This is a genomic window from Geobacter sp. (genome assembly GCF_030834625.1).
Classification (GTDB): Bacteria; Desulfobacterota; Desulfuromonadia; order Geobacterales; family Geobacteraceae; genus Geobacter.
The window spans coordinates 19,076-37,526 of the sequence record NZ_JAUQXO010000016.1 but is presented as its reverse complement, the minus strand read 5'-3'; the positions used below and the strand labels follow the sequence as shown (position 1 = coordinate 37,526).

The window sequence follows — 18,451 nt, the reverse complement described above, 5'->3', positions numbered from 1 at the left end:
TAATAGATTTCAACTTCGTTCAATTTTAACTAATTCCTTGACATTAGTTTCAATTCCAGTACATTTCGCCGTAAACTACCTGGCTTTGCGGGAATGGGCGATGAAATTCAAAAACAACGTCAGAAAGATCAGAGAAGAACGGCTCATGAGCAAGGCAGAGCTTGCACGCCTTGCGGGGGTTTCACCGGCCACCATTGACAGGATAGAACACGGTGAGGAGTGCCGGATGGAGACCAAGAGAAAGATCATTCTTGCCTTTGGTTTTTCATTGTCCGAGAAGGAAGCGGTCTTTCTCGATTAACCTTGTGAACGGGAATTCCCTATGTTTTTCTCCAAGAAAAAGGATCTCGTCGGTATCGACATAGGTTCCAGCTCCGTGAAGCTCGTGCAGCTCAAAGAGCAGAAGGGGGCCTGGCAGCTTCTGAATGTCGGCACGATGCCGTTGCCGCCGGAAGCCATTGTCGACAATACCCTCATGGACAACTCGGCGATCGTCGACGCGGTCAAAAACCTCGACAAGAGCCTCTCCGTCAAGATCAAGGAAGCCGCATGTTCCATCTCGGGGAACACGGTGATCATTCGCAAGATCAAGCTTCCCGCCATGCCCCCCGAAGAGCTGGAGGACCAGATCCGGTGGGAGGCTGAGCAGTACATTCCCTTCGACATCAACGATGTCAATATCGATTTTCAGATCCTCGAGCCCGACGAGGATGACCCCACCCGCATGAATGTGCTCCTCGTGGCGAGCAAGAAGGAGATCATCAACGACTACGTGAACGTCTTCGCCGAGAGCGGCTTCAAGCTCGTCATCGTCGACGTGGACTCCTTCGCGGTGCAGAACGCATTCGAGCTCAACTACGAAAGCGCTCCCGAGGAGGTTGTGGCCCTCATCAACATCGGTGCCAGCATCCTCAACCTCAATATCGTTAAGGGAGGGGTTTCGCTCTTTACCCGGGACGTGCAGATGGGGGGAAACCTCTTTACCGAAGAGATCCAGAAGCAGTTCGCGTTGAGCAGCGCTGAAGCGGAGCGGGTCAAGGTGACCGGCGATTTTCCCGACCAGGCAAAGCTTCGGGACGTTATCGCCCGGGTCAACGAAACTCTTTCCATCGAGGTGCGTCGTTCCCTTGACTTCTACAATACCACCGCCGGCGAGGGTAAGGTCGGCAAGGTCTACCTCAGCGGCGGCGCAGCGAAAACCGCCATGCTCGCCGAGGCGATCCAGAACAGGCTTGGCGTGCCGGTGGAAATGCTTAATCCCTTCAGGAAGATAAGCTGCAGCGAAAAGGAATTCGACCCTGAGTATCTTCAGGAGATCGGGCCTCTCGTTACGGTAGCCCTGGGACTGGCCACAAGGAGGGTTGGGGACAAATGGTAAGAATCAACCTGCTCCCGGTCAGAACGTCGAAAAAGAAAGAGACCGCCCAGCAGCAGCTGGCGATTCTCGGTATCTCCGCGCTGATCGTGCTTATCGCCGGTCTTGGGCTCTTCGTCTATGCCCAGGCGAGGATCAAAGCCACCAAGGAAGAGATCGCGAAGGCGGAAAGTGACCTTCAGCAGCTCAAGGTCAAGATCGGCGAGTTGGAAAACATCAAGAAACTGAAAGACGACGTCACGAAGAAACTCGATGTGCTCGGCCAGCTCCGCAAGGGGAAAACCGGCCCCGTCCGCAGACTCGCCTCCCTGAGTGACGCGACCCCTGAAAAACTCTGGGTAACCAAGTATACCGAGAGCGGTGCGAGCGTCAGTATCGGGGGGATTGCCCTCGACGAAGACCTCATCGCGACATTCATGCGCAACCTGCAAGGGTCGGAAGACTTCACTAACGTTGAACTTGTCGTGTCGGAACAGACAGATGTTGCCGGCGTGAAGGCCAAGCGGTTCGAGCTTACCTGTGTACTCAAGGCGGTCAAGAAGGAAGAACCGCCCGCACCGAAGAAATAGCCACCGGTCAGGGACTCTCCATGGATCCGAGAATCGAAAAACTGCTGAAGCTTCCCAAGAAACAGAAGATAGCACTTCTTGTCGCCATTGTGGTGTTTGAAGGCGCGGCCCTCTACTGGGGACTCTTGCTGCCGCGGCAGCAAGAGCTCAAGGATCTTCGCGGCCGCCTGGAAGGGCTGCAGAACGAGGTGCAGGACAAGCAGAAGATCGCCAACAACCTCCCCCAACTGAAGCGCGAGTATCAGCAACTGCAGAAGGATCTCGACCTGGCCCTCACGGAACTGCCGAACCAGAAGGAGATTCCGACCCTGCTGACCAGCATCACCAGCGTCGGCAAGGGAGCAGGAAACGACTTCCTTCTCTTCAGGCCCAAGCCGGAAGTTCCCAAGGACTTCTATGCCGAGGTGCCGGTTGATATCTCCGTTTCCGGCTCCTTCCACAGCGTTGCCAATTTTTTCACCGCCGTGGGGAACCTGCCGAGGATCGTAAACATCACCAACGTCTCCTTTGCCGACATCAAGCAGGCGGGAGGCAAGACCAGCGTCAAGGTAAACTGTCTCGCTACGACGTTCCGCTTCCTCGAAAAGAAAGAGACCAAGGATGACAAGAAGAAATAGCACCAACCTGCTCCTCCTTGCCGCAGCAGCCTCGCTGGTTCTGGCGTGCGCGGGGTGCAAGAAGGCTGAAGAGGGCGCGCCCCCGGCACCGGCGGCCACCACCACGAAGCCCGCTGCCCCGGTCAAGCCTCCTGTACAGGCACAGACCTCGTCCGCCCTCCCCGTGGCGAGTATTTCACCAACGCTCGATTTCACCGGTCGGAAAGATCCCTTCAAGCCATTCATCCAGCCCAAGGTCGAGAAACCGGCAGCCGGCCGCGGATCCCTTACCACCTCAGGCTCACTTCCCATCCAGGGATACACGGTGGAGCAGTTTCGCGTCAGCGGCATCATCGCCGGTTTCAAGGAGAACAAGGCGCTCATCGTTGATCCGGCCGGCAAGGGGTATGTCGTCAAGGCGGGGATGAAGATCGGCAACAACAACGGCGTGATAACGAAAGTAACTCCGTCGTACCTTGAGGTGGCTGAACGTTCAAGGGATGACGTGACCGGCAAGATAACCCGGCGGACAGTGAAGCTCGCGCTGCCGAAGAAAAACTAACAGGCTCCCAAGGAGACTCCCGATGAGAATCCAACTCTCAATATCCCGTAACCTCATGCTCCTTTCCCTGCTGGGTGCATTGTGCGGCTGCGCCGCCTCCAACGCCGCAGTCAAAAGCGACACGGGGGCAACCCAGACGGCAGCGCGTGTGATACGGGACATCCGGGTCGCGGGGGAGGGGGACAATGCCCAGGTAATCATCTCGGCTGACCAACCCCTGGCCTATACCTTCTACACGGTTGCCAATCCCCCCAAAGGGGTCATAGACCTGGCCCAGGTGGAACCGGGCTCCTTTGTCGCGCCCATGGAGATCAACTCAGGGAACATCAAGCGGATCGTGGCCACCCCGGTTGGCGAGGGCGAAACAGCCATGACCCGTGTCGAGGTTTACCTTAATCGGGATGTGGAGATGACGGCCGCCACCGACACGTCGGACAAGGGGACCATGCGTCTTTCCTTTGTGCCGCCGCCGGCTCCGGTTCCTGCCGCCGTCGTTGCGGAGCCCATGGCTCCCCAGCCGGTCCAGCCGGTCCAGGAAGCGTCACCTCAAAAGCCTGCTGAAGCCGCACCTACCCCGGCAGAGCAGAAGCCCGCCAGCGCCATCACCGCCATCACCCCCCGGAAAGGTTTCCTGGAGATCCAGACCACGGGTGACGTGGCCGATTTCAAGACCTTCCGGCTCGCCAAGCCCGATCGCCTGGTGCTCGATATCTTCGGCGTCAAGGCAGCCATGGCCCAGAAGATTGTGCCGGTCAACAGCATGGGGATCGGCACCGTCCGGGTTGGTGCCTATCCCGACAAGGTGCGCCTCGTTCTTGACGCCGCCGGTGGCAGCCTTCCCGCCTTGACGGTGGAGAGAACCGCCGCCGGCCTTGCCGTCGTTCCCTCGTCCGCCCCGGTGGCTGCTGTCCGACCCGCTTCGGCAGCCGTGCCCGCCAGGCCTGTAGATGCGGAGCCGGTGCCCCCCGCCCTCGTGACGGGAGCGGCGCCCAAGATGGAAGCCAAGCCCTTGGCGCCCACGGGTGTGGCTGAAATCGAATCGATCGACTTCAAGGTGGTGGACGGCATTTCCCGCATCGCCATTGCCACGAATGGTCCCTGCGACGTCGAAAAGCCGGCCAAGTCCGCCGACGGCCTTACACTGAATCTGAAAAACTGCATCCTGCCGCGCAAATGGCAGCGGTTTCTCGACACGAGCGCCTTCGCCAGCGTCGTCGAGCGGATAACCCCCTACCAGGTCAAGACCAAGGGACGCAACGACGTAAAGGTGCAGGTGAAGCTCCGCAGCCAGACAACCTATGAACTCCGCCGTGACGGCGGCATCGTCTACCTGGATCTGAAGAATCCCGCCGATATCGATGCTCCGCGGGTAGCCCATGAGCTGGTCCAGCCGGGCGAGTCAGACCGCACCGCACCCGTGGCAGCCAGGTCCCAGGCCGCGCCGGCGGCGGTAACTCCCGTCGTCGACGGGAAGAAGGTCTACACGGGGCGCCGCGTTACCCTTGAGTTCTCCGACGCTGACGTCAGGAAGATCTTCCAGCTCATCGCCGAGGTCAGCAACCTCAACTTCATCGTCGGCGACGACGTCACCGGCACCATCAGCCTGAAACTGGTGAACGTCCCCTGGGACCAGGCCCTCGACGTGATTCTCGACAACAAGGGGCTCGGGATGCAGCGCGACGGCAACATCGTCCAGATCCGCCCCAAGGGCAAGATCCAGACCCTGGCCGACGAAGAGCAGAACATGAAAAAGGCCAGAGAAAAGGCCATGGAGCTCAAGACCGAGGTCTTCGAAGTCAACTATGCCGCGGTGAACGACGTGGTTACCCAGTTCAGCGCCATCAAGAGCGAGCGGGGGATGATCTCCCAGGACACCCGGACCAACCGGGTCATTGTAAAGGACATCGCGCCGGTGCTGGCCGAGATGAAAAACCTTCTGAGGAATCTCGATACCCCCGAGAAGCAGGTCCTCATCGAGGCCCGGATCGTCGAGGCCACCTCCACCTTTGTCCGCGACATCGGGGTCCAGTGGGGGATTCACTACCGGGACGGTTCCGCGGGGATCCTCGGCATCAACGGCCTCGACACCGGATTCGGAGGGATCGTTACGCCGCCTCCCCTCGTCGGGTTCCCGTCGCCAAGCACATCGGGCGGTCAGGTCGGCATCTCCTTCGGCAAGCTCACCAGCAACCTCCAGGTGGACCTGCGGCTGTCGGCCGCAGCAACGGCAGGCCTCGTGAAGATTGTCTCGTCGCCCAAGGTGGTGACCCTCAACAACAAGGCGGCCAAGATCTCCCAGGGGCAGTCGATCCCGTACCAGAACACAACATCCACCGAAGGGGCCAAGACCGAATTCGTGGAGGCCGCTCTGACCCTTGAGGTGACGCCGCACATCACCTCCGACGGCAGCATCTCCATGAAGATCAAGGCCACCAACAACTCAGCCGGCACCGGCAACCCGCCCCCCATCAACAAGAAGGAAGCCACCACGGAACTTCTCGTGAAGAACGGCGAAACGACCGTCATCGGTGGAATTTTCGTCGACAGCGATACTGATGAGAGCACAGGCGTTCCGTTCCTGATGGATATCCCGCTGCTGGGGTGGCTGTTCAAGTCGAATACGAAAAACAAGACCAAGACTGAGTTGCTGATTTTCATTACACCGAAGATTGTGAGTTGACCCGTTTAATATTCGACTAAGGAATGTTGGAGGCAAGATGAGATACGCAGGTACAATGATTAAAGCGATGGTCACACTACTACTATTATTTGTTGCTGGTTGCGGTGGAAGTGGTGGAAGTGATGGTAATAATAAAAATGGTGGATTGACCATTGCTAAGTCTCAGGTTGACGATAGCACCTACACACAAGCGTCTTTTACAATAACCTATACTAATCCTTATCAGAGTAATGTTCTCGGTGTTGAATTAAAAATCACCACTGATTCCGATATTGCAGGGTATAACTCTTCTTTTACTGAGTCTCTTAACAATTCAGGAATAGTCACTTATACGTTTTTGTTGCCGAGAGATACTGTGAGTGATAAGTATTTTCATATAACAGCTAAAACTGGGGATTTGCTTGCATCAAATACTGTAGTGGTGCTTAAACAGGGTACGGTCTCTTCTACTCCTCCCACGCTTTCTGTTGCTCCTTCGAGTACAATTACTTTTGCGGCTACTGATCCGATTAGTACAAGTCGAAGTGTTCTCTTGTCGGGAGGTTCCGGAGTTTATTCAGTTTTGGCGATGAATCCGACTCCGAGCCCGAATATTAGTGCAGCTATTTCTGGAAATGTCTTAACCGTGAAAAAGGAGACAGCTGCTACTGGTGGTCTGGTGACAATACTCGTGGTTGATACTTCGACACCGGCTGGAAATACTTCTATTATGGTTAATTTCTAAAGCGTATTGATGTTAAACTCAATTATTGCGTAAAAACAGTTTGTTATTATGATGTAAAACTATGAAGAAAAGCCAGGGTCGCCCTGGCTTTTCTTTAATTTTGAGAGGTTACCATGCTCCGCTACCTAACCGCCGGTGAATCCCACGGTCCGCAACTGACGGCCATCATCGAAGGGCTTCCCGCAGGACTGAAAATTTCCGAAGAGACGATCAACGTCGATCTGGCCCGTCGTCAGGGGGGGTACGGCCGCGGTGGCCGGATGCTGATCGAGAAGGACGAGGTGCAGATCCTCTCCGGGGTCCGGTGGGGCGAGACCATCGGCTCTCCCGTCACCCTCTGCGTCGTGAACCGCGACTGGGTCAACTGGCAGGAGAAGATGTCGCCCCACGAGCGGCACCGGGACGAGAAGATCCGGGTCACCCGCTCGCGCCCCGGCCACGCCGATCTCCCCGGCGCCATGAAGTACAATCATCGCGACGTGCGCAACATCCTGGAGCGTTCCAGCGCCCGGGAGACCGCCGTGCGGGTGGCGGTGGGCTCCGTGGCCCGTGCGTTTCTGGACGCCTTTGGTATCACGGTGAGCGGCTTCGTGGTGGAGCTGGGGGGGATCCGGGCGGAGCGGCGGGGACTTTCCTCCGATCGGCTGCGGGAGTTGGCCGCCAAGTCCGAGCTTGCCACCTATGATCCCGGGGCTGAGGAGCGGATGAAGGCCTTCATCGATTCGGTGAAGGAGGCTGGCGATACGGCGGGTGGGGTCGTGGAGGTGGTCGTCTCCGGGGTTCCGGTGGGGCTTGGGAGCCATGTCCAGTGGGACCGCAAGCTCGACGCCCGGCTCGCCCTGGCGGTCATGAGCATCCAGGCCATCAAGGGGGTGGAGATGGGCCTCGGCTTCGAGACGGCCCGGCGCCCCGGCTCCCAGGTCCACGACGAGATCTACTACGATTCGACCCGTATTGCGCGGGGTGAGGGGGCGGGCTTTTTCCGCAAGACCAACAATGCCGGCGGCATCGAGGGGGGGATCACCAACGGCGAGGAGATCGTGATCCGCGCCGCCATGAAGCCGATTCCTACCCTCTACAAGCCTCTCAGGTCGGTGGACATGCTGACCAAGGAGTCCTTCGAGGCGACGGTTGAGCGCTCCGACGTCTGCGCCGTGCCGGCCGCGGCCGTGGTGGCGGAGTCGGTGGTCGCCATTGAGGTTGCCAATGCGTTCCTGGAGAAGTTCGGCGGCGATTCCCTTGCCGAGGTGCGGCGCAACTACGATGGCTACATCGACTACCTCCGTTCCTTCTAACGTGCGCAACGTCGTTCTCACCGGCTTCATGGGGACGGGGAAGAGCAGCGTCGGCAGGCTGCTGGCCGACCGGCTCGGCTTCCGGTACTGCGATCTCGACGCACAGGTTGTTGCCGCAGCAGGCATATCCATAAACGAGATTTTCGCTCGTCACGGAGAGCCCCATTTCCGCGCCCTCGAAACCGAGGCGGTGCGGCGCATGGCCCGGGAGGAGCGGTGTGTTGTCTCCACCGGAGGGGGGGCGGTCATTGCGCCGGAAAACCGGCGCCTGCTCCGTGAGGCAGGGGTGGTGGTGAATCTCACCGCCTCGGTGGACGAGGTCTGCCGGAGGCTGCGGGAGGAGACGGACCGTCCCCTATTGAAGGACGACCGCTCGGGGGAGCGAATTGCTGCCATGATGGCGGAACGCGAACAGTTCTACGCCGTTGCGGACTTGAGGATTGACACTACCGGCAAAAGCGTGGAAGATGTAGTCGCTGAAATCATCGGTTTTCTTGAAGAGAAAGGATGCGCGTGGAAACGCTGACGGTGGGCCTCGGCGACAGGAGCTATACGATCCGGGGGGGAAGCGGAATCCTCGGGGGGATCGGTGCGGTCTGCAGAGAGCTGGGACTCGGGAGGCTCGCCGCGGTGGTGACTAATACCACGGTCGGTCCTCTCTACTACGGGCCCGTGGCCGAGTCTCTGGCTGAAGCAGGTTTTTCGCCGTTCAGGGTGGAGATCCCCGATGGCGAGGAGTTCAAGAACAGCGCAACCCTGAATGCTATCTACGACCTCCTCATCGCCGGTGGGCTCACCCGCGACTCGTTCATCGTCGCCCTTGGCGGCGGTGTGGTGGGGGATATGGCGGGGTTTGCAGCAGCCACCTACCTGCGCGGCATCCCCTTCGTCCAGGTGCCCACCACGCTCCTTGCCCAGGTGGACAGCAGCGTCGGCGGCAAGACCGGCATCAACCATCCCCGCGGCAAGAACCTTATCGGTGCCTTCTATCAGCCCCAAGCGGTCATCATTGATGTGGAAACCCTTTCGACCCTTCCGGAGCGGGAATATCTTGCCGGCATGTCCGAGGTGGTCAAGTACGGTGTGGTCCTCGACCGGGAGCTCTTCGGGGAGGTCGAGCGGAGCGTCGCGCCGCTCCTTGCCCGTGATCGGTCTGTTCTCACCCGGATCATCATGGGCTGCTGCGCCATCAAGGCGTCGGTGGTGGAGAAGGACGAGCGGGAAGCGGGCCTGCGGGCGGTTCTCAATTACGGTCACACCCTCGGTCATGCCGTTGAAACCCTCGCCGGTTACGGAACCTTTCTCCACGGCGAGGCGGTGGCCATCGGCATGGTGCAGGCGGCAAAGCTTGCCGAGCACCGGGGTGAGGCGACGGCGGCCGATACGGAGCGGCTCCGTGCCCTCCTTGCATCCCTGAAGCTGCCGGTGGAGCTTCCCGTCTTCGCTGCACAGGAGTACCGCGAGGTTCTGCTGAGGGACAAGAAGGCACGTGACGCGGGGCTCAGCTTCATTCTCAACAAGGGGATCGGCGACTTCTCCATCGTCAGGCTCCAGGACCTCTCCGAGGTGCTCGCCGTCTGCGGGATCGGGGGATGACCATGAATCAGGGTACCGAATCGTTCTGGACGGATATCAAGCGCTATGAGGATATCCTGACCACTGACCCGGCTTCCTACTGCTTCGCCCCCCTGGCGGAGCTTTACCGCAAGGTCGGGCTCCTGGACGACGCCATCGACACCGCCCGCAAGGGGATCGAGCTCCATCCTGACTATGTGGGGGGGTATCTGGCCCTGGGGCGTGCCTGCTTCGAAAAGGGCGAGCAGGCCGAGAGCAGGGCCGCGCTGGAGCGGGTCGTGCGGGTCACTCCCGACAACCTCATTGCCCAGAAACTCCTGGGCCAGATCTATAGCGACATCGGCGAAAATAACCTCGCCCGCAAGGCCCTTGAAACGATCATTGCCCTCAGCCCCGACGACCTGGAAAGCAAGGTTGCCCTCGATGGTCTTCTTTTGCGCGAGCAGAGCTTCGAGCCAGACGCAGATCTCTTTTCTGCAGGCGACGAGGCGTCAGGGGAGACTGAGCTCCGGTTCGACGATGATGAATTTCTCCTTGAGGAAGCGGAGATTATCGAGGAATTGAGCGATGAAATCCTCGACGACGAGATCCAGGGGGAGGAATTCTCCGGAGAGGCAAATTTCGCTGGTGAAGAACAACTGCTTGACGCGGACACCCAGGCCTCGGGAGAATTGGGTTCCGATCCCCTGCAGACGGCAACCATTGCGGAACTCTACGTCGACCAGGGATTCCTCAAGAAGGCGCTCAAGATCTACCGCGATCTTCTGGACGCCAACCCGGACAATGAGGAACTCCGTGAGCGGACCGTGGCCCTCAAGCACCGGATCGACGAGGACGATGCCCGTGCCCGGGAGAATGCCTTTACGTCCGCGATGCCCTTCGGCGAAGAGTTTGCCGAAGCAGCCAAAGACCAGGAAGCGCTCCGTGAGGACCTCCCTGCCGGTTCCAGGGAGGAGGGTGATGCCGTGGCAGTGCTGGAAGGGTGGCTCGCCACCATCGGGAGGATGCGCGAATGCCGTTCAGGGAGACGCTGAAGGGGATCGTGGAGAGCGTCGAGGGGGGGCTCGGCGTAACCATCATGGGGTACGACGGCATCGCTATCGACGAGTACTTTCTGGAAAACGCCGGCGTGGACCTGCACCTGATGTCGGTCGAGTATGCCTCTCTGCTGAAGGAGGTAAAGCGTACGGCGGAGGTTCTCAAGTCCGGCGGGCTGGAAGAGCTGACGGTGAATACCGGGCGGGTGAGGGTCATCGTGAGGGTCATCAATGACGACCTGTTCATCGCGTTGACCCTTGACCATCACGGCAACTACGGCAAGGGGCGCTTCCTGCTCCGCCGTGAAGTCCACGCCTTGCGCGAGAACCTTTCCTGACGGCACGAGCGGACAATCCCCACTTCATGGAGGCACCGATGAACATCCTCGTGGTTCACGGCCCGAATCTCAATCTGCTCGGCACTCGCGAGCCCGGCATCTACGGTTCCCTCACCCTCGACCGGATCAATGAATCCATCGCCGCCCTGGCCGCCGAGCTCGGCTGCTCGGTTTCCTTCTTCCAGTCCAATGGAGAAGGGGACCTCATCGATGCCATCCAGAAGGCGTGCGGCTGCTGCGACGGCATCCTCATCAACCCGGCGGCGTACACCCACACGAGTGTTGCCATCCGCGACGCCCTTTCCGCTGTGGCCCTTCCAGTCGTGGAGGTCCACCTGTCCAACATCCACTGCCGTGAAGAGTTCAGGCACCACAGTTTCATCGCTCCGGTGGCCGTCGGCCAGATCGCCGGATTCGGCGCTGAAAGCTATCTGTTGGGACTGCGCGCCCTTTTTACTCACATTAAAAAAGAGATTGTCACCAAAGTATGAACATGCTAAAAAACAGGATCGTTAAGGCACAAGGATACGCGGAAAAACAGGATGTTGACGCGGTCCTTTTTTTTAACCTCAGTAACGTCCGGTACCTCGCCGGCTTCACGGGCAGCGACGGTGCGTTGGTTGTCGGCAGGGAAGCGTGCTGGTTCCTGACCGATTCCCGCTATACCACCCAGGCGTCCCGGGAGGTTACGGGGTGCCCCACGATCGAGTACCGCATCAAACTGGACGGCATCGCGGAACTTCTTGCCGGCAAGGGGTTCAGACGGGTCGGCTTCGAGGCGGAACACACGACGGTCGCTCTTCTCACGGCCCTCACCGCAAAGGCTCCCGGGGTGGAGTTCGTCCCCATCGGGGAGGATATCACCTCGCTCCGCATGGTGAAGGACACCGGCGAGCTTGATCTGCTGGCCGAGACGGCCCGGATCGCTTCAGAAGCCCTTGTCTCGTCCCTCGGGGGACTCAGGGCAGGGGTGGTCGAGCGTGATTTCGCCCTGGATCTGGAGTTCGCCATGCGGCGGGCAGGGGCCGATGACAAGTCGTTCGATTTCATCGTCGCTTCCGGCGAGCGGGGGTCGCTTCCCCACGGCAGGGCCAGCGAGAAGGTCATCGCAGCCGGCGAGCTTGTTACCATCGATTTTGGTGCCGTCTTCAACGGCTACCACTCTGACGAGACGGTCACCGTCTGTGTCGGTGAGCCCGACGGCCGCCAGCGGGAGGTTTACGGCATCGTCAAGGAGGCCCACGACCGGGCTGTTGCAGCCGTGAGGCCGGGGGTGAGCTTCAGGGATCTCGATGCCATTGCCCGCGGCTTTATCGAGGAACAGGGATACGGGGCCTTCTTCGGTCACGGGCTCGGCCACGGTGTCGGGCTCGACGTTCACGAAAAACCGGTCGTCTCCCCCCGTGGCGAAGGCGTTGCGGAGGAGGGGATGGTCTTCACCATCGAGCCGGGTATCTACATCCCCCAATGGGGCGGGGTGCGGATCGAGGATACGGTGGCGGTCACCGGCAACGGGCACCGCCTCCTCACCCGGGTGCCAAAGGAACTCATCATTCTGTCATAGCCGCCTGCGTGCCATGAGGGCCGGGCGGTATTTGCCAAAAGGAGAAAGCGTATGGATATCAAGGATCTCAAGTCGCTGATAAAGATGGTAACCGAAACCGATATTACCGAGTTCGAGCTGGAGGCCGCCGAGGAGAAAATCCGGATCAAGCGCGGTTGCGCGGCGCCGGTGGTCCAGTACCAGGCACCCCAGCAGATGATCGCCATGCCCCAGCAGATGGTCCAGGCCGTCGCGCCTGCCGCCGTTGCCGCACCGTCGGCTCCCGCGGAGACTGCCGCACCAGCCGCGGCCAAGGGGAACGAGATCACCTCCCCCATCGTCGGCACCTTCTACCGGGCGCCGGCCCCGGATGCCGCCCCCTATGCGGAAGTCGGGCAGATCGTCGAGAAGGGCCAGGTCCTCTGCATCGTCGAGGCCATGAAGCTCATGAACGAGATCGAGGCCGAGTACCGCTGCAAGATCGTCCAGATTTGCAAGGAGAACGCCCAGCCGGTGGAGTTCGGCGAAGCACTCTTTATTGTCGAGCCGCTCTAGTGGGCAGTTCACCAAGGTCAACGGGCGACAGGCCCGTTGACCTTCAATTCCTGAACGGAGATTTCGTACATGTTCCATAAAGTTCTGATCGCAAACCGGGGGGAGATTGCCCTGCGGGTCATCCGGGCCTGCAAGGAGCTGGGGATCAAGACGGTGGCCGTCTACTCCACCGCCGACAAGGATTCCCTTCACGTGAAGCTGGCTGACGAGAGCGTCTGCATCGGTCCGGCTCCGAGCCTCCAGAGCTATCTCAATATCAACGCCATCATCAGCGCCGCTGAGCTGACCGACGCCGAGGCGATCCATCCCGGCTACGGCTTTCTCTCCGAAAACGCCGCCTTTGCCGAGATCTGCGAGAACTGCGGTATCACTTTCATCGGCCCCTCTTCCGAGAGCATGCGGATTATGGGTGACAAGATCAGCGCCCGCCAGGCGGTGATCAAGGAGGGTGTACCGATCCTCCCCGGCACCAAGGAGGGGGTCAACGATGTCAACGAGGCGGTGAAGATCGCCAAGGGTATCGGCTTCCCGGTTATCATCAAGGCGACGGCCGGCGGCGGCGGACGGGGGATGAAGATCGTCCACTCGCCGGCAACCCTCCCCAATGCCTTTGCCACCGCCCGGGCCGAGGCCCAGGCCGGCTTCGGCAACCCCGAGGTCTACATCGAGAAGTACTGCGAAGAGCCCCGTCACGTGGAGATCCAGATCATGGCCGACAAGCACGGCAACGTGATCCATCTCGGCGAGCGTGATTGCTCCATTCAGCGGCGCCACCAGAAGATCATCGAGGAGGCCCCGTGCCCCGTCATGACCCCGGCGCTTCGCAAGGCCATGGGTGAGGCGGCGGTGAAGGCGTCCAAGGCGGTCAACTACGACAGTGTCGGCACCGTCGAGTTTCTGCTGGACAAGAACTTCAACTTCTACTTCATGGAGATGAATACCCGGGTCCAGGTTGAACATCCGGTCACCGAAATGATTACCGGCATCGACATCGTCCGGGAGCAGATCCGCTCGGCCGCGGGGCTCAAGCTCCGCTACAAGCAGAGCGATGTGAAGATCCATGGGCACGCCATCGAATGCCGGATCAACGCCGAGGACCCGGTGAAGTTCACCCCGTCTCCCGGCAAGATCACCGGCTATCACACCCCCGGCGGACTCGGGGTGCGGGTCGATTCCTTCGTCTACGACCAGTACTCGGTGGTCCCCCACTACGATTCGCTGATCGCCAAGCTCATCGTCCACGCCGACACCCGCGAGGACGCCATCCGCCGCATGGCCCGGGCCCTGGACGAGTACATCGTCGAGGGGATAAAGACAACAATTCCGTTCCACAAGCGGATCATGGCCAACAAGGACTTCATTGAAGGGAACGTGGATACCGCCTTCCTTGAGCGGATCGTGCTGGAGTAAGCCATGGATTTTCCTGACGAGCTGAAATACAGTAAGGAGCATGTCTGGGTGCGGGTGGAAGGGGACCGGGCCGTGATGGGCATTACCGACTACGCCCAGGAGAGTCTCGGTACCATCCGCGCCGTGGAGCTTCCGTCCGTGGGCGATGAGTTGGAGCAGGACGACTCTTTCGGCTCGGTGGAGGCCCGCAAGTGTCTGGCCGAACTCTATGCCCCGGTGAGCGGCACGGTTCTCGAGGTGAACGAGGAGCTGGATGCCGCCCCCGAGATGCTGAACGACGATCCCTACGACGGGGGGTGGATTGCGGTGGTCGATCTGGACGACCCCGAGGAACTGAAGTCCCTCCTGTCCGCCGAGGATTACGCCGAAGCCGTGAGCCTGGCGGACGAGGAAGACGAATAGGCCCGGACTCAGGCCCTATGCGGAAGAAGGCGAGATTACCCATCTCGCCTTTGTTTTTGTGGTGTTCATTCCATGACGCAGGAGCAGCGTTGCCATGTCACTTACCATAGGTCACATCGAATACTCCAACTGCACTCCGATCTTCACGGCGCTGCAAAACACCATGGACTGCAGCGGCTACCGCTTTGTCCGGGGCGTGCCGGCGCACCTGAACCGGTTGCTCGCTACCGGCGAGATCGACGTCTGCCCGTCCTCCTCAATCGAGTACGGAAAATACCCCGACCGTTACCTCATTCTCCCCGACCTCTCCATCAGCGCCGTCGGTCCGGTGAAGAGCGTCCTCCTCTTCTCCCGGGTGCCGCTGGAGCGTCTTGACGGTGCCACAATCGGTATGACGACGGAGTCAGACACGTCGGTGAACCTCCTCAGGATCATCCTTGCCACGTTCCGGGGATTCACGAACTGTTTTGAGCGGACCGGGCTTCCGCTGGCAGGGGCCCTCGAATCCTATCCGGCGGTGCTCCTCATCGGCGACCGGGCCCTCAGGGGCTCGCTGGAAGGGGGGAGCCACCACATCTATGACCTGGGTGAACTGTGGCACCGTGCCACCGGACTCCCCTTCGTTTTTGCCCTCTGGCTGGTGCGGAGGGAGGCTGTCGCGAGCAGACCTGAGGAGGTCGCACGGCTTGCCGCCGACTTCGTTCGGGCAAAGCGGCTCGCCTACGATTCCTATCCCAGCATAGCCACCCAGGCGCCGGAGCGGGAATGGATCGACCGCGAGGTTCTGGTCGATTACTGGCGGACCATCTCCTACGAACTGACCCCCGCGCACCTGGAGGGGCTGCGGCTCTTTTTCTCCCATGCGGCCGACCTTGGGGTGCTGCCGGCTGCCCCGGTGGTACGGCTCTTTGAGGGGGACAGTGGCGTGTGATTTGCATGATATTCCCCCATGGGCCAAGAAACTTCACCGAGACCAAGCTGGCTTGACGTCGCGACACGACGCTTGGGGGGCGTCACTGACGGAGTGAAAGCTCCGGATAACGGGCGGTTGGAAGAGATCAAAGCCCGCACTCTCATCGTTGTCAACACACGCTGGATTCTGCTGTCATTCATCGGCCTCTACTGCCTGCTGGCGGGGAGTTTCTTCTATTTCAGCCGATTCGGCCTTTTTTTGTCACCTTCCCAACAGGTCCTTCTCTTCGGCACCCTCGCCGCGGTCGTCTGCTACAACCTGCTGCTGCAATTCTACCTTGACCGCCTCGTCTGCTGTTTCCGTTTTCTCAACCTCTTCCAGATCGTTCTCGACCTCTTTCTGGTCACGGTGCTTATTCACACGAGCGGCGGCGCCGCCAGCTGGTTCTGGCCTGTATACCTGATTGTCACCATCGAGGCCTCCTTCCTCATCGAAGAGCGGCGGGAGGTCTGGCTGGTCGGGGGCTTCGGCGGGGTCCTCTACGGGGCGATGCTGGTTCTCGAACACTTCAATGTCTTGTCCAATGTGCGGATGCCCTTCGTGGATCCGGAACTCCGCCACGATCATCTGTACCTGGTGCTGACCTGGCTCTGGGTTTCGCTTCTCAACGCCGCCATGGCCGCCATTGCTGCATTTTTCATGACGGTTATCCGGCGGGAGACCGACGCGGTGCGCGAGGGGGAGGAACGGCTCGCAAACTTCCTGGATACGGCCAACGACCTGATTCTCAGCATCACCCCCGACGGGCGCCTTCTCTATGTGAACGAGGCGTGGCAGCGGACCCTTGGCTACACGGCCGTGGAGGCGGGAGCAGCTTCTTTCTTCGAAATCGTCCACCCCGACTGTCGGGAACAGTGCCGGGTCGAGGTGCAGCGGCTCCTCTCGGGGGACACCCTGAGCCCCATGGAGGCGGTCTTTACGGCGAAGGACGGACGACCGGTCATCGTGGAGGGGAGCATGACCTGCGCCCACGGCGAAGGCGAGGCCCCGGTTGTCTGGAGCATCTGCCGCGATATCACCGAGCGGAAGCAGACCGAGGAGCAGCTCTACCGCCTCGCCCACCACGACACCCTCACGGGATTGCCGAACCGGATCCTTTTCCTTGACCGGCTCCAGCAGGCCAAGGCCCTGGCCAACCGCTACCGTCACCAGGTGGCGGTCCTGTTCCTGGATCTGGACCGCTTCAAGATCATCAACGATACCCTCGGCCACCCCGTGGGCGACCGGCTCCTGCAGCAGGTATCCCACCGGATTGTGGGGTGTGTGCGGGAAGTTGACACCGTGGCGCGCATCGGCGGCGACGAGTTCACCATCGTCCTGGTGAACATCGACACCAGCGAGGATGTGAGGAGGATGGGGCAGAAAATTCTGAAGACCCTCTCCGCACCCTTCATCATCGACACCTATGAGCTCTTCGTCACCGCGAGCATCGGCGTTTCCCTTTTCCCGGCCGATGGCGAGAGCCTGGACCATCTGGTGAAGAAGGCCGACATCGCCATGTACCACGCCAAGGGGGAGGGGAGAAACAACGTCCAGTTCTACTCGCCCCAGATGGACGAGAACGCCGACAAGCGGCTGCTGCTGGAAACGAGCCTGCGCAAGGCCCTCGACAACCGGGAGTTCCGGGTCTATTACCAGCCGAAGGTCGACATCGTCTCACGGACGATCACCGCCATGGAGGCCCTGATCCGGTGGGAGCATCCCCTTCTGGGGCTTGTTGCGCCAGGGGAGTTCATTCCGCTGGCCGAAGAGACGGGGCTCATTATCCCCATCGGCGAGTGGGTGCTCCGGACCGCCTGCCACCAGAACCGTGAGTGGATTCAGCAGGGGCTGCCTCCCATGCGTGTGGCGGTGAACCTCTCCGGCTACCAGTTCCAGCAGAAGACCCTCTTGGAAACCATCCGGGGGATTCTGGACGAAACCGGCTTAACAGCCGATTTTCTGGAACTGGAGATCACGGAGAGCGTCATCATGCAGAACCCGGACTTCGCCGTCTCGGTGCTCAACCAGTTGAGGGACCTCGGGGTCCACATCTCCATCGACGATTTCGGCACCGGCTATTCGTCCCTGGCGCACCTGAAGCGGTTCTCGGTCAATACGCTCAAGATCGACAAGTCATTCGTGCGGGATGTGGAGATTGATTCGGCCGACGCAGCCATTGCCACGGCGATCATCGCCATGGGCAACAGCCTCAATCTGAAGGTCATTGCCGAAGGGGTTGAAACCGAGGGGCAGCTCTCGTTCCTCTCCGACAACAAATGCGACGAGGTTCAGGGATTTCTCTTCAGCACCCCGATGCCTCCGGACAGGGTGATCGAGTTCATGCGGGAGCACGGGGGCCTGGCTAAGGCGGGGTAGGGTCAGGGTGAGGAGGAGCGTTTGCGGAAGCGGAGGTAGTCGTCGAGGATCTTCCGGTGGTCGAAGCAGAGGAGTGCGGGGAGGCCGGTGACGGGATAGACCAAGAGGCTGGCGGCATCGTCGGCGGCAACGGGGGTGCCCGATGCTTCGGCGACGAAAACGGTGGAGATGGTGTGCTGGCGCGGGTCCCGGGCAGGGTCCGAGTAGCAGCCGAGGAGCCGCAGGTTGGTGATGTGGAGGGAGGTTTCCTCCCGGGCCTCGCGGATGGCGGCTGCCTCAAGGGTTTCGCCGTAGTCCACGAAGCCGCCGGGGAGGGCCCACCCCTTCGGCTCGTTCTTCCGTTCGATGAGCACGATTCCGCCTGTCACCTCGATGATGATGTCCACCGTAGGGAAGGGGTTGCGATACTGCCTGACCTGCTCCCCGCAGCGGGGACAGGTGAGTTGGTTGAAGCTCATG

At 60.3% G+C, this 18,451-nt stretch carries 20 protein-coding genes; 19 read left to right on the top strand and 1 reads right to left on the bottom strand.

All coding sequences use genetic code 11. The annotated features are described in order from the left end of the window. Window positions 1-100: 100 nt before the first annotated feature. From RCH91_RS03440 to RCH91_RS03350, 19 genes are all read left to right on the top strand, one after another. A complete protein-coding gene (locus RCH91_RS03440) occupies window positions 101-301 on the top strand; it encodes a helix-turn-helix transcriptional regulator (RefSeq protein ID WP_004514364.1) in 201 nt (66 codons plus the stop codon). Window positions 302-322: 21 nt separating this feature from the next. Beyond that, window positions 323-1,378, top strand: a complete 1,056-nt coding sequence (pilM, locus tag RCH91_RS03435) for a type IV pilus biogenesis protein PilM (RefSeq protein ID WP_306533142.1) — start codon at window positions 323-325, stop codon at window positions 1,376-1,378. Then, window positions 1,372-1,944 carry a PilN domain-containing protein gene (locus RCH91_RS03430; RefSeq protein WP_306533141.1) on the top strand — a complete coding sequence of 191 codons (573 nt, stop codon included), beginning with the start codon at window positions 1,372-1,374 and terminating at the stop codon, window positions 1,942-1,944. The genes pilM and RCH91_RS03430 overlap by 7 nt, the downstream gene beginning before the upstream one ends. 20 nt (window positions 1,945-1,964) lie before the next feature. Beyond that, complete coding sequence (locus tag RCH91_RS03425) at window positions 1,965-2,561, top strand: type 4a pilus biogenesis protein PilO (RefSeq protein WP_306533140.1); 597 nt, start codon at window positions 1,965-1,967, stop codon at window positions 2,559-2,561. After that, window positions 2,545-3,102, top strand: coding sequence for a pilus assembly protein PilP (locus RCH91_RS03420; RefSeq protein WP_306533139.1), 558 nt, complete (start codon window positions 2,545-2,547; stop codon window positions 3,100-3,102). The genes RCH91_RS03425 and RCH91_RS03420 overlap by 17 nt, the downstream gene beginning before the upstream one ends. Before the next feature lie 22 nt (window positions 3,103-3,124). Beyond that, window positions 3,125-5,782 carry a type IV pilus secretin PilQ gene (gene pilQ, locus RCH91_RS03415; protein ID WP_306533138.1) on the top strand — a complete coding sequence of 886 codons (2,658 nt, stop codon included), beginning with the start codon at window positions 3,125-3,127 and terminating at the stop codon, window positions 5,780-5,782. A gap of 37 nt (window positions 5,783-5,819) precedes the next feature. After that, entirely contained in the window at window positions 5,820-6,506 is a 687-nt protein-coding gene (locus RCH91_RS03410) for a hypothetical protein (RefSeq protein ID WP_306533137.1), read from the top strand. Window positions 6,507-6,619: 113 nt separating this feature from the next. Next, complete coding sequence (gene aroC, locus RCH91_RS03405) at window positions 6,620-7,801, top strand: chorismate synthase (RefSeq protein WP_306533136.1); 1,182 nt, start codon at window positions 6,620-6,622, stop codon at window positions 7,799-7,801. Further along, window positions 7,770-8,327 (top strand): shikimate kinase, encoded by a 558-nt coding sequence (locus RCH91_RS03400; protein WP_306533135.1) that lies wholly within the window; start codon window positions 7,770-7,772, stop codon window positions 8,325-8,327. Before aroC ends, RCH91_RS03400 begins: the two co-directional genes overlap by 32 nt. Further along, window positions 8,309-9,397, top strand: a complete 1,089-nt coding sequence (gene aroB / locus RCH91_RS03395; protein WP_306533134.1) for a 3-dehydroquinate synthase — start codon at window positions 8,309-8,311, stop codon at window positions 9,395-9,397. The genes RCH91_RS03400 and aroB overlap by 19 nt, the downstream gene beginning before the upstream one ends. 2 nt (window positions 9,398-9,399) lie before the next feature. Next, the gene (locus RCH91_RS03390) at window positions 9,400-10,410 is read left to right on the top strand and encodes a tetratricopeptide repeat protein (RefSeq protein WP_306533133.1); all 1,011 of its coding nucleotides are present in this window, start codon (window positions 9,400-9,402) and stop codon (window positions 10,408-10,410) included. Further along, window positions 10,389-10,751, top strand: a complete 363-nt coding sequence (locus RCH91_RS03385; RefSeq protein WP_306533132.1) for a roadblock/LC7 domain-containing protein — start codon at window positions 10,389-10,391, stop codon at window positions 10,749-10,751. The genes RCH91_RS03390 and RCH91_RS03385 overlap by 22 nt, the downstream gene beginning before the upstream one ends. Before the next feature lie 38 nt (window positions 10,752-10,789). Continuing rightward, a complete protein-coding gene (gene aroQ, locus RCH91_RS03380; protein ID WP_306533131.1) occupies window positions 10,790-11,242 on the top strand; it encodes a type II 3-dehydroquinate dehydratase in 453 nt (150 codons plus the stop codon). 2 nt (window positions 11,243-11,244) lie between these two features. Then, window positions 11,245-12,315, top strand: a complete 1,071-nt coding sequence (locus RCH91_RS03375) for a Xaa-Pro peptidase family protein (RefSeq protein WP_306533143.1) — start codon at window positions 11,245-11,247, stop codon at window positions 12,313-12,315. Window positions 12,316-12,366: 51 nt separating this feature from the next. Further along, window positions 12,367-12,849: an acetyl-CoA carboxylase biotin carboxyl carrier protein gene (accB, locus tag RCH91_RS03370; RefSeq protein ID WP_306533130.1), complete on the top strand. Its 483-nt coding sequence runs from the start codon at window positions 12,367-12,369 to the stop codon at window positions 12,847-12,849. Window positions 12,850-12,918: 69 nt separating this feature from the next. Continuing rightward, complete coding sequence (gene accC, locus RCH91_RS03365) at window positions 12,919-14,259, top strand: acetyl-CoA carboxylase biotin carboxylase subunit (RefSeq protein ID WP_306533129.1); 1,341 nt, start codon at window positions 12,919-12,921, stop codon at window positions 14,257-14,259. Between the two features lie 3 nt (window positions 14,260-14,262). After that, on the top strand, window positions 14,263-14,661 hold the full coding sequence (gene gcvH, locus RCH91_RS03360; RefSeq protein ID WP_306533128.1) for a glycine cleavage system protein GcvH: 399 nt from the start codon (window positions 14,263-14,265) through the stop codon (window positions 14,659-14,661). Window positions 14,662-14,755: 94 nt separating this feature from the next. Beyond that, window positions 14,756-15,592, top strand: a complete 837-nt coding sequence (locus RCH91_RS03355; RefSeq protein ID WP_306533127.1) for a menaquinone biosynthetic enzyme MqnA/MqnD family protein — start codon at window positions 14,756-14,758, stop codon at window positions 15,590-15,592. Between the two features lie 117 nt (window positions 15,593-15,709). Next, window positions 15,710-17,992, top strand: coding sequence for a bifunctional diguanylate cyclase/phosphodiesterase (locus RCH91_RS03350; RefSeq protein ID WP_306533126.1), 2,283 nt, complete (start codon window positions 15,710-15,712; stop codon window positions 17,990-17,992). Window positions 17,993-17,994: 2 nt separating this feature from the next. On the opposite strand, the gene RCH91_RS03345 is transcribed toward RCH91_RS03350, so the two are convergent. Continuing rightward, the gene (locus tag RCH91_RS03345) at window positions 17,995-18,450 is read right to left on the bottom strand and encodes an NUDIX hydrolase (RefSeq protein WP_306533125.1); all 456 of its coding nucleotides are present in this window, start codon (window positions 18,448-18,450) and stop codon (window positions 17,995-17,997) included. Window position 18,451 lies beyond the last annotated feature (1 nt).

Coding starts and splice junctions, on each gene's coding strand:
- aroQ (WP_306533131.1), top strand. CDS start 10,790: ATGAACATCCTCGTGGTTCACGGCCCGAATCTCAATCTGCTCGGCACT.
- accC (WP_306533129.1), top strand. CDS start 12,919: ATGTTCCATAAAGTTCTGATCGCAAACCGGGGGGAGATTGCCCTGCGG.
- RCH91_RS03425 (WP_306533140.1), top strand. CDS start 1,965: ATGGATCCGAGAATCGAAAAACTGCTGAAGCTTCCCAAGAAACAGAAG.
- RCH91_RS03440 (WP_004514364.1), top strand. CDS start 101: ATGAAATTCAAAAACAACGTCAGAAAGATCAGAGAAGAACGGCTCATG.
- accB (WP_306533130.1), top strand. CDS start 12,367: ATGGATATCAAGGATCTCAAGTCGCTGATAAAGATGGTAACCGAAACC.
- RCH91_RS03345 (WP_306533125.1), bottom strand. CDS start 18,450: ATGAGCTTCAACCAACTCACCTGTCCCCGCTGCGGGGAGCAGGTCAGG.
- pilQ (WP_306533138.1), top strand. CDS start 3,125: ATGAGAATCCAACTCTCAATATCCCGTAACCTCATGCTCCTTTCCCTG.
- RCH91_RS03430 (WP_306533141.1), top strand. CDS start 1,372: ATGGTAAGAATCAACCTGCTCCCGGTCAGAACGTCGAAAAAGAAAGAG.
- pilM (WP_306533142.1), top strand. CDS start 323: ATGTTTTTCTCCAAGAAAAAGGATCTCGTCGGTATCGACATAGGTTCC.
- RCH91_RS03390 (WP_306533133.1), top strand. CDS start 9,400: ATGAATCAGGGTACCGAATCGTTCTGGACGGATATCAAGCGCTATGAG.
- RCH91_RS03385 (WP_306533132.1), top strand. CDS start 10,389: ATGCCGTTCAGGGAGACGCTGAAGGGGATCGTGGAGAGCGTCGAGGGG.
- RCH91_RS03420 (WP_306533139.1), top strand. CDS start 2,545: ATGACAAGAAGAAATAGCACCAACCTGCTCCTCCTTGCCGCAGCAGCC.
- RCH91_RS03355 (WP_306533127.1), top strand. CDS start 14,756: ATGTCACTTACCATAGGTCACATCGAATACTCCAACTGCACTCCGATC.
- RCH91_RS03400 (WP_306533135.1), top strand. CDS start 7,770: ATGGCTACATCGACTACCTCCGTTCCTTCTAACGTGCGCAACGTCGTT.
- aroB (WP_306533134.1), top strand. CDS start 8,309: ATGCGCGTGGAAACGCTGACGGTGGGCCTCGGCGACAGGAGCTATACG.
- aroC (WP_306533136.1), top strand. CDS start 6,620: ATGCTCCGCTACCTAACCGCCGGTGAATCCCACGGTCCGCAACTGACG.
- gcvH (WP_306533128.1), top strand. CDS start 14,263: ATGGATTTTCCTGACGAGCTGAAATACAGTAAGGAGCATGTCTGGGTG.
- RCH91_RS03375 (WP_306533143.1), top strand. CDS start 11,245: ATGCTAAAAAACAGGATCGTTAAGGCACAAGGATACGCGGAAAAACAG.
- RCH91_RS03410 (WP_306533137.1), top strand. CDS start 5,820: ATGAGATACGCAGGTACAATGATTAAAGCGATGGTCACACTACTACTA.